Genomic DNA, 16,777 nt, shown 5'->3' on the forward strand with positions numbered 1-16,777 from the left:
GTGGGGTAAGTTGAATAAAAATGCAAAAATATCTTAGAACTGTCCATTTTTTGAAGCAATGTTGGGAAGTGTTTTGGCGATTCTTAATTTTAGGTTGCATTAGTTTTGGTGGCCCGGGTGCCCACATTGGTTATTTCCAGCATACCTTTGTAGAAAAGCTCGCTTGGTTATCCTCCGATACTTACGCCAAAATTATTTCAATCAGTCAAATATTGCCAGGGCCTGGTTCCAGCCAAATGGGATTCGCAATAGGCTTGCATAAGGCAGGCTTAGCCGGAGGAATAGCGGCTTTTATTGGTTTTACTTTACCTTCATTTATCTTGATGTACTGGCTTGCCGTATCGTTAGATTTAGACAGGCCTGATAAGTGGCTATTATCACTCACCTATAGCTTAAAACTACTTGCCGTGGTTGTGGTGCTAGACGCCGCAATCAACATGTTTAGTAGTTTTTGCAAAACTCGTTTGACAGTTTTAATCATGCTACTAAGCGTGATGTTACTTGTATTGCACCCCTCGTTTATAACCCAAGCCTTAGTGTTATTTATAGCGATGCTAATTGGCATGGTCAGCAGTAGCAAAAGGCACAAGGATCAGGTCGCTCTAACTCGGGCATTTAAAAACCTAAATTGGCCACCTTTAGTGCTTTTCATCGGGGTGTTTATTGTCAGTATAGGATTAAGTCAACAGGACTCTTTGGCTGGTTTATTTGCTATTTTCTATAAAAACGGCAGTTTGGTATTTGGTGGTGGTCATGTAGTGTTGCCACTGTTGCAAACAAGCATCGCCGAATATCTTACACAGCAGCAGTTTCTATTTGGCTATGCGGCGGCTCAAGGCGTGCCGGGGCCCATGTTTACTATGGCAACTTTTATGGGAGCGCAGTGGTTTGACTCTGCACCGCTATGTGGTGCTATTTTGGCGACATTAGGCATTTTTTTACCAGGCTTTCTGCTCATTTTAGGTATTCATCATAGCTGGCAGTCTCTAACCCTGCACCCTAAGTTTATCGGTGGTTCTACGGGGATAAATGCGGCTGTGGTAGGCCTATTAGTTGCTACACTCTATAACCCTGTTTTTGTGAGCGCCGTTCACAATTATTCTGACTTAGCCCTAGTCGTTGGCGGTTTTTTAGGGCTTAGATTACTCAAACTACCCATATTGGCATTGATGATGTTTTTTATTGTATTTGGCTTTTTATCGGGAAGCTGAGTGACTGTGACTACACTTGAGGTGAATATTGATTGCGACCTGACTGTTTGGCCTTAAACAAATGGATATCGGCCTTTTCAATTAAATCGGTAGAACTGTGTACTTCATTTTTTTTACGAGTAGGGTTAAAGGCAGAAACCCCCACACTGACAGTAACCACTGAGTGCGAAGCTTGTGTAGCAGCTTGAATACTTCGACTTTGAACACTATTGAGCAATTCTTGCGCCACTTGCTGTGCACCTTCTAAATCAGTAAAAGGCAGCAGTAGTACAAACTCCTCACCACCATATCGAGCCGCGAAATCACACTCTCTCTTTTTACACGAGTCAATAATAGACGCAATAGTCTTTAAACAGGTATCGCCTTCTAAATGCCCAAATTCATCATTAAATAATTTAAAGTGGTCAACATCAATGAGTAACGCTGCGATTGAATAGTGACCTCTAACCGCAGCATACCACTCCTTATTCAGCATAGTGTCTAACTGCATTCGATTTGCTAAACCAGTAAGTCCATCAGTGCAGGAAACCTCGGCAAGCTCTTTCTGCTGGGCGACCATTGCCATCAAGTTGGTGACACGCGATAACAAAATACTAGGCCGAGTGCGCTTATCCACATAATCCACCGCTCCCATTGCTAGGCATTTCTCTTCTTCATCGGGGTGGGGGGTGTCGGCCAAAAATATCACAGGAATATGGGCTGTCAGTTGACTACCTTTAACAAAGGTACACAACTCTTGTCCGGAGATAATAGGGGTATTAACTACACTTAAAACTAAATCAATATCTTTTTGGGCGATACTTTGCAATGCGGCTTTGCCATCTAGGGCAATTTCAATATTAAATAAATTATTAAAAAGGCCACTAAGTATGGAAATACCAACAGTATCTTCGTCAACAATAAGCAAAGTGAGACTGTGATTAGAAACTGTCATATCATCCTTGTAGAATACGCAATTTAGCTACTTCCAAATTAGGATTTCGTATCTGCAACCCTAACATAAACTTATTAGTTTAAATATCACCCAACACTAAAACACTATGCGGCCTTTTTTACGAGGAAAAACACGTATTTATTTTGCAGCTAAGTTATTAAATAATATACGCTCCTGTTCCTGTGGCTATATTTAGCTGGTTTGATTTCTACATGATCTGCATGCAAATGATTTATTCTAAAGCCTAATAACTGGTTAAAAGGCATCTTATTGTTAAAAAAATTAATAACGAAGGAGCGTCATTCTTTGGATGTCATTTAGGGTCTCTGACATAAATAATATGGATGAGCAATGTGACTAATTTTTTTCTATTAGCAAGTGAAGCCCAAGGTAAAAACACGTAAACTTATGATTTATTCCATACCACCGAGCCACAGTTGTTAGATCACCCTGCGCAAGCTTTGCAAGACGTTTCCCAAGCACAACATATTTTGAAGCATACCTTTGGGTATGATCATTTTCGTGATGGTCAGGCTCAGATTATTGAGCAGGTGATGCAGCAAAAAGATGTTTTGGTTCTGTTACCTACAGGTGGTGGAAAATCCCTGTGTTATCAAATTCCAGCCATGTTATTACCCGGCCTAACTATCGTGGTTTCTCCGCTAATTTCGTTAATGAAAGACCAAGTGGATGCACTGCTCACTTACGGTGTTAGTGCCGCTTATATCAATTCGAATTTATCGCCCCAAGACATGTTTAACGTGTATAAAGGCATGCAAAATGAAAAATACAAACTCATTTATGTTGCCCCAGAACGACTGATGCAATTTGACTTTATTCAACGTCTGCAAGGACTAAATGTTAGTTTAATAGCGGTTGATGAAGCCCACTGCGTATCACATTGGGGCCACGACTTTAGGAAAGACTACCGGCTACTTGGGCAATTAAAAGCCACATTTCCTTATATTCCCATTATGGGGCTAACCGCTACGGCTGATTTGGCGACCCGTGCAGATATTACTCAGCAGCTCAATTTACACCATCCTTTTATTTTTAAAGGTAGCTTCGACCGCCCCAATATTCGATACAACCAAGTCACCAAATACAAGGCCACAGACCAAACCATTGCCTTTGTTAAGCAGCAAGATGGCAGCGGTATTATTTATTGTAACAGCCGCAGAAAAGTTGACGATCTCAGCATTGCATTAGCCAAAAGTGGTGTGAACTGCGCTGGTTATCATGCGGGACTTGAAGGTGATATTCGCGACAATATTCAACGAGATTTTATTCAAGACAAAATTGATGTGATTGTCGCCACGGTTGCCTTTGGCATGGGAATAGACAAATCTAATGTGCGTTTTGTGGTGCATTTTGACTTACCACGAAGCATTGAGTCCTATTACCAAGAAATTGGCCGAGCCGGTAGAGACGGCATGCCCTCCGAAGCTTTATTACTGTTTGACGAAAAAGACGCCGCGCGGATCCGGCAGTGGATATCAACCGGCGAAAACCAAGCAAGAATTAGTGTCGAATTACAAAAATTTGCAGCCATGGAGGCCTTTGGTGAGGCACAAACTTGCCGAAGACAAATATTACTCAACTATTTTGCCGAATATTCGGCTGGGCACTGTGGAAACTGTGATATCTGCCTCGATCCGCCTAAGGCATTTGATGGCACAATAGATGCGCAAAAAGTATTGTCTTGTGTATTTCGACTCAAACAAGCTGTTGCTAGCCAATATGTGATTGATGTCCTAAGAGGGAAACAATTAAAACGTATTTTAGAACAGCAGCATGAACAACTTTCTACTTACGCCATTGGCAAAGACAAATCCGATGCTTATTGGCATAACATTATTAACCAATTAATCCACCGTGGTTTTCTTCGGGTAGATATTAGCCAAAATGCCGTTTTAAAACTGACCGAAGAAGCAAGGCCCCTATTACAACAAGCGCAAAAGTTACAGTTAGCCGTACCAAGGCTTAGTCTTGATTTAGGCACCAAATCGCAGCTTGCCGCACCCAATTATGATCGTGCTTTATTTGCTAAACTCAAACATTTACGCAAAATCATTGCACAACAAGATGATGTGCCACCTTTTGTTGTGTTTAGCGATGCAACACTAGCCGATATGGCAGATAAATTTCCAGAATCTGAGTTTGAATTTTTAGATATTCATGGTGTGGGTCAAACTAAACTTGAACGCTATGGTGAGCGATTTATTGCTGCCGTTTCAAAGCATCTTAATCAATCATAGCAAGCGCTAATCTTGCTGAGATTTACCGCAAAAGGCTTACTTTTTTACAAGATTTAGCGCATACTAATCGGCCGTAATTGAGCTGATAAAATCGATGCCCGCAAAAGCTGTTCCACAAAAAAACTCAGACGCTAATGTCGAAAAACTGAAGATCCCGCCTCACTCCATTGAAGCAGAGCAATCGGTTTTGGGTAGCATGTTAATTGCACCCGACTCTTGGGACAAAGTTGCTGAAATTGTGGTAGAAGAAGACTTTTACAATCGTTCACATCAAATTATTTACCGCTCGATTGTTCGCCTGTTAACAAAAAGCCATCCCATAGATTTAATCACCGTTTCTGAAGACTTAGAAGGAATGGATGAATTAGAGGCCGCCGGAGGCTTTGCTTATTTAGGCGAATTAGCTAAAAACACCCCAAGCGCGGCAAATGTCTCTGCTTATGCACAAATCATCAAAGAGCGCTCAATTACTCGTGAGTTAATAGGTGTAGCCCACGAAATAGCGGATACGGGTTATAATCCCGAAGGCCGTAATAGTGGCGAAATCCTCGATATAGCCGAAAGCAGGGTATTCGAAATTGCCGAAAAACGCACTGGCAAAGACGAAGGCCCAAAAGATGTAGAAGCGGTGCTCACCAAAACCATCGATCGCCTTGAAGTTTTAGTTAAAAGCAATAAAGAAGTCACAGGAGTATCTACCGGATACACAGATTTAGACAAAAAAACCAGTGGCTTACAATCTTCAGATTTAATTATTGTGGCTGCTAGGCCATCTATGGGTAAAACCACTTTCGCCATGAACTTGTGCGAAAATGCCATGCTGCTTGAAGAAAAGCCGGTATTAGTATTCAGTTTAGAAATGCCCTCAGAACAAATTATGATGCGGATGCTGGCATCTCTTAGTCGAGTTGATCAAACCAAAATTCGTACCGCGCAACTCGACGACGAAGATTGGGCCAGAATGTCCAATACTATGGCCATGTTAAAAGATAAGGATAATCTATTTATTGATGATTCTTCTGGATTAACACCTATGGACGTACGTACTCGTGCTAGAAAATTAGCGCGCGATAAAGGCGGCATTAGCTTAATCATGATTGACTATTTGCAGCTTATGCAAGTACCTGGGTTAAGCGATAATCGTACCTTAGAAATTGCCGAAATATCTCGCTCTCTTAAATCTTTAGCCAAAGAATTAGAAGTGCCAGTGGTAGCCTTATCTCAGTTAAATCGTAGCCTTGAGCAACGTAGTGATAAGCGACCTATCAACTCAGATTTACGTGAATCAGGCTCAATAGAGCAAGATGCAGATTTGATCATGTTTATATACCGAGACGAAGTCTACAACGAGCAAAGTACCGATCAAGGCGTGGCAGAAATTATCATAGGTAAACAACGTAACGGCCCTATTGGTACCTCACGCTTAACCTTTCAAGGTCAGTTTTCACGTTTTGATAATTATGCAGGGCCAGCCGTAGAAGATGAGTATTAGGGCCTGTTGAACTTTGCTATTAAACAAAAAAAGCGCCGAGACGCTTTTTTAACACTTTGTGGTATCTGGCGTTCCAGTTAATTAACTCGAACTCGTGTTAATTAACTTTCTCTCTAGCAATCGCACGATATGCAATATCATTCCGATAAAACATGCCATTCCAGCTAATCGTTTTCGCTAATTGATAGGCATTTTGTTGCGCTTCGGTAACAGAGTTTCCTAAGGCCGTGGCACACAGAACACGACCACCGTTTGTGGTGGTCTTACCATCAATATTTTTAGTGCCGGCATGAAAAATCTTGCTGTTGGCATTGCCAAGAGCTAGGCCACTTATCTCATCGCCTTTCCCATAACTACCAGGATAACCACCAGCCGCTAATACCACGCCTACGGCGGCTCTGGTATCAAACTTGGCTTGAGTTTGATCAAGTTTGCCTGCCAACGCGGCTTCAACCAGCTCCACTAAGTCAGATTGTAAACGCAGCATAATAGGTTGAGTTTCTGGGTCGCCAAAACGGCAATTATATTCAATCACCTTAGGTGTGCCATCGGCCATAATCATCAAACCCGCATACAAAAAGCCCACATAGGTATTACCCTCTGCTGCCATACCTTGTACGGTTGGATAGATCACTTCATTCATAACTCGCTGATGAATATCAGGTGTCACCACTGGTGCAGGCGAATACGCGCCCATACCGCCGGTGTTGGGGCCGGTATCACCATTGCCAACTCGCTTGTGATCTTGACTGGTAGCAAAAGGTAAAACGTTTTTGCCATCGACCATTACAATAAAGCTGGCTTCTTCACCATCTAAAAACTCTTCGATAACCACGCGGCTTCCGGCTTCACCAAACGCATTGCCCGCTAACATGTCGCGAATAGCTTCTTCGGCTTCGGTTAATGTCATGGCGACAATTACACCTTTGCCCGCCGCAAGTCCGTCGGCTTTTATCACTATGGGCGCACCTTTTTGTTGTACGTAAGCGATAGCAGGCTCGATCTCGGTAAAGTTCTGATATTCGGCGGTTGGAATGTTATGACGCTGTAAAAAGTCTTTAGTAAACGCTTTGGAGCCTTCTAGTTGCGCTGCAGCTTGCGAGGGACCAAAGATTTTTAATCCTTTAGCCTGAAACGCATCCACTACACCTAACACTAGTGGTACTTCTGGACCTACTATGGTCAAGTCTACGTGGTGTTGCTCGGCAAAAGCTAACAACCCAGGTACGTCTTCTGCACCTAGGTTCACATTAGTCAGTTTATGCTCAAGTGCTGTGCCTGCATTACCTGGCGCAACAAATACTTGGGATACTTTGGTCGATTGCGCAGCTTTAAAAGCTAGCGCGTGTTCGCGACCGCCGCCACCAATAATCAATAAATTCATAGGGTTAAAGTTTCTTTTGTTTATAAATTAAGGCTTAACAAATTTAAGTGTCATACGTGAGCTTTCACCTATGGCCAAATATTTAGCTTGATCTTTGTCACCAAGAGCCAAAGTAGGTGGCAATGTCCAAACACCTTTAGGATGAATAGACGAATCTAGTGTATTAAGGTTTACATCACTCTGGGCCACTAAAGTGAGTCCTGCTTTTTGCGCTGCAGCCACCACTACTGACTGTTTCATATAACCAGATGATTTTTGCAAATCGTCAGAAGCCGACTCTGCTAGTTTGTGTTCTACCACGCCAACAACACCACCTTTTTTGAGGGCTTTAGCAAAACTAATAAATGCTTGCTCAACACCTGACTCACCACCATCCATATACCAGTTGTGCACATTGCGAAAGGTTAAAACCCGATCCAACGAATTAGCTGGCGCGAATTCCTGCGCTTTGAGATGATGAAACGCCGTTACTTTGACATTTTTAAAATCAGGATTAGTTGCTACCGTTTTGTTAAAGCCGTCTAACAGGCGCTGATAGTAACTTGGGGCACCTTCATACATATAAAAATGCGCGGCGTAATATTTACCGTTATCTTTTAAAAGTGGGGCAAGAATGCTGCTGTACCAACCACCGCCAGGGGATATCTCCGCCACCGCCATATCTGGTTGCACATCGAAGAAGCGTAAAGTTTGTTGTGGATTGCGGTATTCATCTCTCGCACGTTCTTTTACTGAGCGGTTTTCATGGTTAACCGCATCACTAATGCCGTCTGCCAATACTAAAGATGAACTGAATAAAGATAAGGCTATCGCCCCTGTTAAGACCTGTTTAAACATAATATTCTCTTTTTAGTATGTATGAATGTGAATTGATTGTAGCGAGAATAGGCGCCAGAAGTAACAAAAAGAGTAACAAAAAACGCAATCAGGGTTCACAATCTTGACTGCGTTTTTTGGATCAGATCTTAGTGCTTAAAGTGGCGCATACCAGTAAAGACCATAGCAATGCCATGTTCATTAGCGGCGTCTATCACTTCTTGGTCACGCATCGAGCCTCCCGGTTGAATAATAGCGCTAATACCTGCGGCAGCGGCGGCATCTATTCCATCACGGAATGGAAAAAACGCGTCCGATGCCATCACCGAACCCTCAACTTGCAACCCTTCATCAGCGGCTTTAATACCAGCCACTTTTGCTGAATATACTCGGCTCATTTGACCCGCGCCCACACCAATCGTCATGCTGTCGTTGCAATAAACTATGGCGTTTGATTTAACGTATTTGGCCACTTTCCAAGTGAACATTAAATCTTTTAACTGTTGTTCAGTGGGTTTAACTTTAGTGACCACTTGCAGTTCGTCTTCTTCAACCATACCAAAATCACGGTCTTGCACTAACAAACCGCCATTAACACGTTTAAAGTCGTGGCCTTCGGTTAACTGACCTTGCCAATCTCCGCACGCCAGTAAACGCACGTTTTTCTTAGCGGCGACTATTTCTACAGCTTGATCACTTACTGTTGGGGCAATAATTACTTCAACAAATTGGCGATCAACAATGGCTTGTGCCGTGGCTGCATCAAGTTCTCGGTTAAAGGCGATAATGCCGCCAAAGGCTGAGGTTGGGTCGGTTTGAAACGCGCGCTCGTAGGCAGTTAAAATGCCGTCGCCTAAGGCCACACCACAAGGGTTGGCGTGTTTAACAATTACGCAGGCCGGTACATCAAATTCTTTAACGCATTCCAGTGCTGCGTCGGTATCGGCAATATTGTTGAATGACAATTCTTTACCTTGCAACTGAGTAGCGGTAGCAACCGAGGCTTCTTGAATGTCGTTTTCAACATAAAAAGCGGCGCTTTGATGGCTGTTTTCACCGTAGCGTAAGTCTTGTTTCTTAGTGAACTGCATATTGTAAGTGCGGGGAAATTCACTGTGCTGATGACCACAATCGTCTTCACACTCGCTAGACTCAATCATGGCACCAAAATAGTTGGCGATCATGCCATCGTATTCAGCTGTGTGTTCAAAAGCGGCAATGGCTAGGTCAAAGCGTGTGTTTTTGGTAACTGTGTTCTTGTTAGCCTGCATTTCTTGAGTCACGCGGGCATAGTCTTTGGCGTTCACCACTATAGTCACATCATTATGGTTTTTTGCGGCTGCGCGCACCATAGTGGGGCCGCCGATATCGATATTTTCGATAGCGTCTTCTAAACTGCAATCGTCATTGGCCACTGTGGCAGCAAAGGGGTACAAATTCACAATCACTAAGTCGATAGGCTGAATATTGTTATCGGCCATGACTTGTTCGTCTTGTCCACGACGCGCCAATATGCCGCCATGTATTTTTGGGTGTAGAGTTTTAACTCGGCCGTCCATAATTTCGGGATGGCCAGTGTAGTCTGATGCTTCGATAACAGTTAAACCATTGTCGCTCAATAATTTTGCGGTGCCACCGGTTGATAATAGCTCTACCCCTTGGCTTGCAAGAAATTGCGCAAACTCAAGTATTCCAGATTTATCAGATACACTTAAAAGAGCGCGACGAATAGGTGTTGCAGGTAAGTCTTGTTGCATGTTTGTTCCACTTAATAAGGCAAAAATTTTGGCCATGTTATTGGCTTGGTTGTTTGTGGACTAATTAGTCATGTAGGGCACAAACAAAAAGAGCACCATAAGGTGCTCTTTCATTCAGGCAATAAGGTTTAGTTCATGCCGTACTGTTTTAGCTTCTTACGTAAAGTACCACGGTTGATACCTAACATAATTGACGCTTTAGTTTGGTTACCACGTGTGAAGGTCATTATCTCTTCTAACATAGGCGCTTCAACTTCGGCCATGACGAGTTCGTATAAGTTTTCGATGTTGGTGTTATCAAGTTGCTTTAAGTACTTGTTTACCGCTTGTTTAACAGAATCGCGAAGAGGCTTTTGCGCCTGAGTTTGCGAAGGAGTTGTTACCGTAGTGGTAAATGGAGAAGTTACATTTTGTTCGAACATATACAATCTTGCTCTTTAAGTTAGTCATATTAAGCAGCAGGTGAAACGTGTTCAGACACGGATGAAGGTGCTGATTCGCCTGCCAATTTATCAAAGTACATAGTTAACGCATCGAGTTGCTGCCTTGCATCATCAATAGCGTTGAACTTTGCACGGAACAGCCTTTGCTGATCGTGTGCGGCCAAATACCAGCCCACATGTTTACGGGCAATCCTGCTACCCGCAAATTCACCATAAAACTGATGAACATTGGCGACGTGTTCCAGTAAAACACTGCTCACTTCGTCAATACTAGGGGCGGCCAATATTTGACCTGTTTGCAGATAGTGCAAAATCTCGCGGAATATCCAAGGGTGACCTTGGGCTCCCCGGCCGATCATTAGCGCATCTGCATTGGTATATTCCAAAACGTGCTTCGCTTTTTGCGCGCTTGTTATATCACCGTTGGCAACAACAGGTATCGACACGGCCTGTTTAATTGCCTTAATGGTGTCGTATTCTGCGTTGCCTTTGTACATACAGGCTTTGGTGCGACCATGCACCGCTATAGATTGAATGCCGTTATCCTGTGCAATTTGAGCGATTATTAGCCCATTGCGATTTTCAACATTCCAACCTGTGCGTATTTTTAAAGTAACAGGTACATCAACCGCCTTAACGACCGCCTGAATGATCTTCTCAACCAGAGATGGATCTTGCAGCAATGCCGAACCTGCTAATTTTTTATTCACTTTTTTAGCTGGGCAACCCATGTTGATATCGACAATTTGCGCGCCGTTACCCACATTAAATTGCGCAGCTTGCGCCATTAGCTCGGGATCTGCCCCTGCTATTTGTACAGAGCGTATTCCCTCTTCGCCTTGATGATCCATTCGTTGCCTGGATTTATCAGAATTCCAAACTTTAGGATTGGACGAAAGCATCTCTGATACCACCAACCCTGCCCCCAGACGTTTACATAATTGTCTAAAAGGCCTGTCGGTAACCCCCGCCATGGGTGCCAGTATCAAGTTATTTTCTAAAACATAAGGGCCAATCTGCATAATATAAATCTCACTCAATTGTGCAAAAATCAACCGCGTTCTGAAAAGGGGCGCAAGTTTAAGGTTTTTTTGTTGTCTTGAAAAGGCCAGTAAACCAACTAATTTGTACTTTTTTTAAACAAAGCATATTGACTTTGTAAAAAGCAGACTATTTCGGCTGGTTAACCAGTGATAACGAAGAAATCGCTAATAAAATGTTAAATGTATTAGCGTTTTATGTTGCCAAGCAATATATCTTTAAACATCACCCAATCACCTAGCAAGCTATAAAATGGATATTTAAATGTGGCAGGTTTGTTGTGCTCAAAAAAGAAGTGCCCTACCCAAGCAAAGCCATAACCCAATACCGGTATACACCATAACAACAACCAACGTTCTGTTAGCAACACGTATCCGATTAGCACGAGAATTAATGCCGAGCCAACAAAATGTAAACGACGGCAACTGAGGTTTTGATGCTCCGACAGGTAATAAGGATAGAAGTCTGCAAAACTATTAAATTCTAACGGCTTTGGCTGTGTCATAGATGTGCCCCTATTTTGTGCTATTAAATGATAAAGTTAGCATAGAGAATGCTCGCATAATGTCTGTTAGGCGACAATTAAAAGATTGCATTTTAATGATATGCCCCCATTCACAGAGCAAATACAGGTAAACGGACTCTATAATGAATAACGCGGTTAATATTACCCCAGAAAATTTCCAACAAGTCATTTTACAAGACTCGCAGACCCAAGTCGTGATGGTAGAGTTTTGGGCAGAAGGTTATGAACCTAGCCAACAACTCGCGCCCATTATTGCCAATGTAGCCGCTAAATTTGGCGACAACCTAATTCATGCCCGAGTTGACTGCCAACAGCAGCAAGAAATTGCTGGACAATTTGGGGTGCAAAACCTGCCCACTGTCATTTTGGTAAAAGAAGGCCAACCTCTAGACGGCTTTGCAGGTATGCAAACCGAAGAACAAATTATTGCAGCCTTTGAAAAACACTTGCCTAAGCCAGAAGACACTTTATATGAGCAAGCGGTTGAGCTTGTTAGCGCAGGGGATTATCAGCAAGCTTATACGCTGTTAAAACAAGCTTATGATATGAACGCACAGCGTGCTGATATCAAATTATTACTTGCCGATTGCCAAATAGAGCTAGGTCAAATTAAACCTGCCAAAGAATTACTCGCAACCATAGGATTGGTTGACCAAGATGCGTTATATAACAGCATAATGGGCAAAATTGAATTGGCCGAACAAGCGGCAGAATCACCCGAAATTAAAGCCCTACAAGCAGAACTAGCTGCTAACCCAGATGACTTAGCGTTAAAAGTAAAATTGGCGGTACAGCTGCACCAAGCCAATCAAACCGAAGAAGCGTTAGAGCTGATTGTATCGGTACTGATTCAAGACTTAAATTTTGGCGAAGCTAAAAAACTCACCTTAGATATGATCAACGCCCTACCCGATGGCGACCCTTTAAAATCTAAGTATCGCCGTAAGGTTTATAGTTTGTTGTATTAAGGGCAGCTTCGGGTTACGAGCTTTAAAATTACTAAAAGACCGGTAAAAGCCGGTTTTTTTATGGATTAGGGAAAAGGTGTTGTTCTGGTAAATCAATTGGGCTAATGGTGCCTGCCCGTCTACTGCCGACTACATGTGTGTAGATTTCTGTGGTTCTAAGATCAGCATGACCTAGTAATTCTTGAACGGTTCGAATATCTGCACCTGATTGTAATAACCTAGTAGCAAATGAATGGCGAAATGTATGCGCCGTTACTCGTTTCGCCACTCCAGACCGTGTTACGGCTTGCCTTAAAGACTTAGCAAAAGCGGTTTCATGTAAGTGGTGGCGGCAGATATAACCCTCGATAGGGTGTGTACAACGCACACGTGAAGGAAATAAAAATTGCCAACTTTGTTGTTTCGCGGCATTGCCATATTTTCTTATTAACGAAGCAGGTAGAGAAGCCATGCCAAAACCTTCGCGCAAATCTTTAGCATGATACTTTTTAGCAGCAGCAACCTGTTGTTGTATCGGTGCCTTTAGCGACTGAGGCAAAAGTGTGTACCTGTCTTTCCCACCTTTTCCCCTGAAAATAAACAAAGATTTGTTATTAAAATCGATATCTTTTATTCGCAAACGTAACGCTTCGTGGACTCTTAAACCACTACCATAAAGGATCCCTGTTATTAGCCAATATTTTCCCGACATACAGGTTAATATTTTTTGTACTTCTTGCGCGTCTAACACGGTCGGCAAGTTTCTTGGCTTTTTTGCATAACCAAATTTAAGATTGGTTAGTTCCCTATCCAAAATATGTTTATACATAAATACAATAGCGCATAACGCTTGATTTTGAGTAGCCGCACTGACACCCCTAATAACAGCAAGATGAGATAAAAACGCCTCCACTTCCCTATTGCCCATTTCATTTGGATGCCTTAATTGATGGAAACGAATAAAGTACTTAGCCCAATATAAGTAAGACTTTTCAGTTTTCAAACTGTAGTGCTTTGTACGAATAACCGCTCTAATTGATTCAATAAAAGGTGACATGATGATTTTCCAAAAAAAACTGTATATGTATACAGTTATAATGTAATAATGCCAAAATACAATAATTTTAATGGGCATAACAAGCATGTTTTGGCTTCAGTTCTACAGAGCTATATTCGTAAGTAATTGTTTTTAAAATGATCTATTTGATAACCTTGTATTTATCCAGCCTAAAAAATCGGGTTAAATACATGGCTTGGTTCGATCATAAAATATCAAATGTAAAATGACCTTTTCAAAACGCTAAGTTTATGAAATGCTGTAGAAAATCAACTGGAATGTCGAGGTAAATATGAAATCCGTATATGTATTTAACCCGACTTCTGGCTAATAAACTGTTAGGTTGCGAATGGAGTTTGCGCTAGTACGCAAACGCTACATCGATTTAATTGCTAAATTGCACGTGGCCTTAATGCCGACTATTGTTTTATAACCATGTATCTATTTCTCACGGTTCTTGGAGCGTTGTGGAAATAGCAAAGCACTGATATTTATGAAAAAATTGAGTGACCTTTCTCGAGAGGAAATTAAATCACTAAGAATTGATTTGAGTTTGGACTCTAATATTAGTGATGATGAGGTTGTAGATGACGGCTACGGTTGGGGTTTGCTTAGTTCACGATCAGAGTCTGGCGAGGTGATAGAACGAGGGGATATAGTTCTTGTAACTGAAATTGATCCGCGAATTACCAAGCATTTACCTCCGGATGAAGTTTCATCCCTCGAGTCAATGATAGGTGAAGAGCTAATTGTGGAGCACATAAATTTTGACGAATCATTGCTAGTTGAGAAAGTTTGGAATGATGGAGGTGAGATGATTTATGGACATTCTTTTGCGGTGTTCGCTGGACAATATAAATTTGTATCTAAGCAATCATAAATTTCCTATCAGTGAAAAACCAAAGTCATTTTCGGAAGATATATAAAGCAAAGCGTACAAAGACAGCCATAATTAAAATGGAAATCTAACGCAACTTGACTAAGCTTTGATAAGGAAACAAATCAAAGGATTGATGTCATGCCCCAGCCTCGTAAATCTCAAATTAGTTTATTAGATACGCCCTATTACCATTGTGTGTCGCGCTGTGTGCGACGTTCGTTTTTGTGTGGCGTGGATAACTATTCTGGCCAAAGTTATGAACACCGTCGCGGCTGGGTGGAAGAGCAAATGTTGTTTTTGTCTACTGTGTTTGCCATTGATATTTGTGCCTATTCGGTGATGAGTAATCATGTACATGTAGTGCTGTATGTGGATGTTAAACAAGCTCAGTCTTGGAGTGATATGGAGGTTGTGACGCGCTGGCATCGTTTACATAAAGGCACGTTACTGACTCAGATGTTTGTTAAGGGTGATACATTAAATCAAAGCCAATTACTGACATTAGATGAGACCATTGCCGAGTATCGCAAACGTTTGCACGACATAAGCTGGTTAATGCGTGATTTGAATGAATACATCGCCCGCGAAGCCAACAAAGAAGATGGTTGTAAAGGCAGGTTTTGGGAAGGGCGGTTTAAATCCCAAGCATTATTAGATGAAGCAGCAGTACTGGCCTGCATGGCCTATGTGGATTTGAATCCCATTAGAGCCAAGATGGCCAACACACCAGAGACCTCACAGCACACCAGCATTCAAACACGCTTAGCTTCGATAAAACAAAATACAACCAACACATTACTGCCATTTGTTGGCAACCTTAGGCAAGGCATGCCCAAAGGCATTGCCTTTTCTTTACAAGATTACTGTGAATTAGTGGATACCACGGGCAGAGTTATCAGAAATGACAAAGCGGGCCACATTGACCAACAACATCACCCTATATTGCAAAGACTAGGATTATCAGATGAACAATGGCTCATCCTCACCACTGAGTTTGAACAACACTTTTGTTATGCTGCAGGGGCAGAAATGATGATGAATCAATTCAAACGCCATACCGGCCATCAACGTATTCGAGGCATGAGCAAGGCAAAAACGTTACTGCGCTGCGTTTAATTTTTAAAACATAACTCAAGCAACAGGTTCTAGCAAAAAAGTTGCATCCAAAAAACGCAAAACACACCAAAATCTATCCAGATGTTCAATACCTTTCTCAATACCTAAAGCTAGAACAAGATAATTCACCTATTCAGTGCAAAATTTTATTCTTTAACTATTAGATATTTATTATGGGTGGCTGGTTAAAAGTTGTTACAAGTTCTCCTATAACATTTATTTTTGACTAGGCTTTTCGTAATTTAATTATGCCTAGTACACCTATTACCAACAGTGCGAGACTACTAGGCTCTGGTACTTGTTTGGTCTGCGCCAAAGATATGGATTGTGACGTGACATTTATACAAGTCTCGCATTGAAACTCAGCACTAAAACCGCTGTTAGCAATAGTGCCATTTAGGAAACTGTCACTCCATACGTCACCGTCATCATGATTCAACGCAACAAAGAATTCAAAAAAGTTACCTGTTATCCCATTAATTGTAGGAAAACTTCCTGTAGAGAATCTCAATCGATACTCTGTAAACGTGTTTCCATTGGAGTGCCAACCACCGATACTAATATCCATAAGATTGACTGAATAAGGGGTGCCATCGTTCCAGTCAAAAGAGGCGCTGACCAAAGATAATATTGGACTAAAACCAGATCCACTAATATCCACAATGGCGCTACCATTTACCATGGTGCCATCCGGAATGTAATCATTGGCATTAGGAGCGCTATCACTCATCGTGCCACTCATATTAAACTGAATAAGGGTTGCCGATGCTGGCGCTATCAAGGAAAGACTTAACAGTAAAACCGAAATCAAAAGGGCAAGTTTAGTGCGAAAATATTGTTTAACTAAATTATTCATGACGTTTCCTAGTAGTTAATTAATTATTTATCGTCCTAATGCGTTATACCTCAATCAAA

At 41.9% G+C, this 16,777-nt stretch carries 15 protein-coding genes; 6 read left to right on the forward strand and 9 right to left on the reverse strand.

Annotated features, from left to right (window positions below):
- The first annotated feature begins 20 nt into the window (after window positions 1-20).
- On the forward strand, window positions 21-1,211 hold the full coding sequence (gene chrA / locus Q0688_RS24590; RefSeq protein ID WP_299083613.1) for a chromate efflux transporter: 1,191 nt from the start codon (window positions 21-23) through the stop codon (window positions 1,209-1,211).
- Between the two features lie 10 nt (window positions 1,212-1,221).
- Here the strand turns inward: chrA and Q0688_RS24595 are convergent, their stop codons facing one another.
- On the reverse strand, window positions 1,222-2,145 hold the full coding sequence (locus tag Q0688_RS24595; RefSeq protein WP_299083616.1) for a diguanylate cyclase: 924 nt from the start codon (window positions 2,143-2,145) through the stop codon (window positions 1,222-1,224).
- A 437-nt stretch (window positions 2,146-2,582) separates the two neighbouring features.
- On the opposite strand from Q0688_RS24595, the gene recQ reads away from it, so the two are divergent.
- Window positions 2,583-4,403 (forward strand): DNA helicase RecQ, encoded by a 1,821-nt coding sequence (gene recQ / locus Q0688_RS24600; protein WP_299083619.1) that lies wholly within the window; start codon window positions 2,583-2,585, stop codon window positions 4,401-4,403.
- Between the two features lie 94 nt (window positions 4,404-4,497).
- On the forward strand, window positions 4,498-5,895 hold the full coding sequence (gene dnaB / locus Q0688_RS24605) for a replicative DNA helicase (protein WP_299083622.1): 1,398 nt from the start codon (window positions 4,498-4,500) through the stop codon (window positions 5,893-5,895).
- A 97-nt stretch (window positions 5,896-5,992) separates the two neighbouring features.
- Here the strand turns inward: dnaB and purD are convergent, their stop codons facing one another.
- The 6 genes from purD to Q0688_RS24635 form a co-directional block, all read right to left on the reverse strand.
- Entirely contained in the window at window positions 5,993-7,279 is a 1,287-nt protein-coding gene (gene purD / locus Q0688_RS24610) for a phosphoribosylamine--glycine ligase (protein ID WP_299083624.1), read from the reverse strand.
- Window positions 7,280-7,306: 27 nt separating this feature from the next.
- The gene (locus Q0688_RS24615) at window positions 7,307-8,116 is read right to left on the reverse strand and encodes a methyltransferase (RefSeq protein WP_299083628.1); all 810 of its coding nucleotides are present in this window, start codon (window positions 8,114-8,116) and stop codon (window positions 7,307-7,309) included.
- Between the two features lie 128 nt (window positions 8,117-8,244).
- Complete coding sequence (purH, locus tag Q0688_RS24620; RefSeq protein ID WP_299083653.1) at window positions 8,245-9,852, reverse strand: bifunctional phosphoribosylaminoimidazolecarboxamide formyltransferase/IMP cyclohydrolase; 1,608 nt, start codon at window positions 9,850-9,852, stop codon at window positions 8,245-8,247.
- A 128-nt stretch (window positions 9,853-9,980) separates the two neighbouring features.
- Window positions 9,981-10,274 carry a DNA-binding transcriptional regulator Fis gene (fis, locus tag Q0688_RS24625; protein ID WP_293747417.1) on the reverse strand — a complete coding sequence of 98 codons (294 nt, stop codon included), beginning with the start codon at window positions 10,272-10,274 and terminating at the stop codon, window positions 9,981-9,983.
- A 29-nt stretch (window positions 10,275-10,303) separates the two neighbouring features.
- Entirely contained in the window at window positions 10,304-11,317 is a 1,014-nt protein-coding gene (gene dusB, locus Q0688_RS24630) for a tRNA dihydrouridine synthase DusB (RefSeq protein ID WP_299083633.1), read from the reverse strand.
- Between the two features lie 206 nt (window positions 11,318-11,523).
- Window positions 11,524-11,841, reverse strand: coding sequence for a DUF962 domain-containing protein (locus tag Q0688_RS24635; protein WP_299083636.1), 318 nt, complete (start codon window positions 11,839-11,841; stop codon window positions 11,524-11,526).
- A gap of 143 nt (window positions 11,842-11,984) precedes the next feature.
- On the opposite strand from Q0688_RS24635, the gene Q0688_RS24640 reads away from it, so the two are divergent.
- Window positions 11,985-12,830 (forward strand): co-chaperone YbbN, encoded by an 846-nt coding sequence (locus tag Q0688_RS24640; protein ID WP_299083638.1) that lies wholly within the window; start codon window positions 11,985-11,987, stop codon window positions 12,828-12,830.
- A gap of 58 nt (window positions 12,831-12,888) precedes the next feature.
- Here the strand turns inward: Q0688_RS24640 and Q0688_RS24645 are convergent, their stop codons facing one another.
- A complete protein-coding gene (locus tag Q0688_RS24645; RefSeq protein WP_299083656.1) occupies window positions 12,889-13,872 on the reverse strand; it encodes an integron integrase in 984 nt (327 codons plus the stop codon).
- A gap of 487 nt (window positions 13,873-14,359) precedes the next feature.
- Between Q0688_RS24645 and Q0688_RS24650 the strand changes: the two genes are divergently transcribed.
- Window positions 14,360-14,746: a hypothetical protein gene (locus Q0688_RS24650; RefSeq protein ID WP_299083641.1), complete on the forward strand. Its 387-nt coding sequence runs from the start codon at window positions 14,360-14,362 to the stop codon at window positions 14,744-14,746.
- A gap of 138 nt (window positions 14,747-14,884) precedes the next feature.
- Window positions 14,885-15,862 carry a transposase gene (locus tag Q0688_RS24655; RefSeq protein WP_299083644.1) on the forward strand — a complete coding sequence of 326 codons (978 nt, stop codon included), beginning with the start codon at window positions 14,885-14,887 and terminating at the stop codon, window positions 15,860-15,862.
- 226 nt (window positions 15,863-16,088) lie between these two features.
- Here Q0688_RS24655 and Q0688_RS24660 read toward each other — a convergent pair whose 3' ends face one another.
- Entirely contained in the window at window positions 16,089-16,718 is a 630-nt protein-coding gene (locus tag Q0688_RS24660) for a PEP-CTERM sorting domain-containing protein (protein WP_299083647.1), read from the reverse strand.
- Window positions 16,719-16,777 lie beyond the last annotated feature (59 nt).

The sequence above is a fragment of the uncultured Paraglaciecola sp. genome, assembly GCF_937123705.1.
GTDB lineage: Bacteria > Pseudomonadota > Gammaproteobacteria > Enterobacterales > Alteromonadaceae > Paraglaciecola.

What these genes read in the sequence shown, in the direction of transcription:
- chrA (WP_299083613.1), top strand. Translation starts at nt 21, where the DNA reads ATGCAAAAATATCTTAGAACTGTCCATTTTTTGAAGCAATGTTGGGAA.
- Q0688_RS24595 (WP_299083616.1), bottom strand. Translation starts at nt 2,145, where the DNA reads ATGACAGTTTCTAATCACAGTCTCACTTTGCTTATTGTTGACGAAGAT.
- dnaB (WP_299083622.1), top strand. Translation starts at nt 4,498, where the DNA reads ATGCCCGCAAAAGCTGTTCCACAAAAAAACTCAGACGCTAATGTCGAA.
- purD (WP_299083624.1), bottom strand. Translation starts at nt 7,279, where the DNA reads ATGAATTTATTGATTATTGGTGGCGGCGGTCGCGAACACGCGCTAGCT.
- Q0688_RS24615 (WP_299083628.1), bottom strand. Translation starts at nt 8,116, where the DNA reads ATGTTTAAACAGGTCTTAACAGGGGCGATAGCCTTATCTTTATTCAGT.
- purH (WP_299083653.1), bottom strand. Translation starts at nt 9,852, where the DNA reads ATGCAACAAGACTTACCTGCAACACCTATTCGTCGCGCTCTTTTAAGT.
- fis (WP_293747417.1), bottom strand. Translation starts at nt 10,274, where the DNA reads ATGTTCGAACAAAATGTAACTTCTCCATTTACCACTACGGTAACAACT.
- dusB (WP_299083633.1), bottom strand. Translation starts at nt 11,317, where the DNA reads ATGCAGATTGGCCCTTATGTTTTAGAAAATAACTTGATACTGGCACCC.
- Q0688_RS24635 (WP_299083636.1), bottom strand. Translation starts at nt 11,841, where the DNA reads ATGACACAGCCAAAGCCGTTAGAATTTAATAGTTTTGCAGACTTCTAT.
- Q0688_RS24640 (WP_299083638.1), top strand. Translation starts at nt 11,985, where the DNA reads ATGAATAACGCGGTTAATATTACCCCAGAAAATTTCCAACAAGTCATT.
- Q0688_RS24650 (WP_299083641.1), top strand. Translation starts at nt 14,360, where the DNA reads ATGAAAAAATTGAGTGACCTTTCTCGAGAGGAAATTAAATCACTAAGA.
- Q0688_RS24655 (WP_299083644.1), top strand. Translation starts at nt 14,885, where the DNA reads ATGCCCCAGCCTCGTAAATCTCAAATTAGTTTATTAGATACGCCCTAT.
- Q0688_RS24660 (WP_299083647.1), bottom strand. Translation starts at nt 16,718, where the DNA reads ATGAATAATTTAGTTAAACAATATTTTCGCACTAAACTTGCCCTTTTG.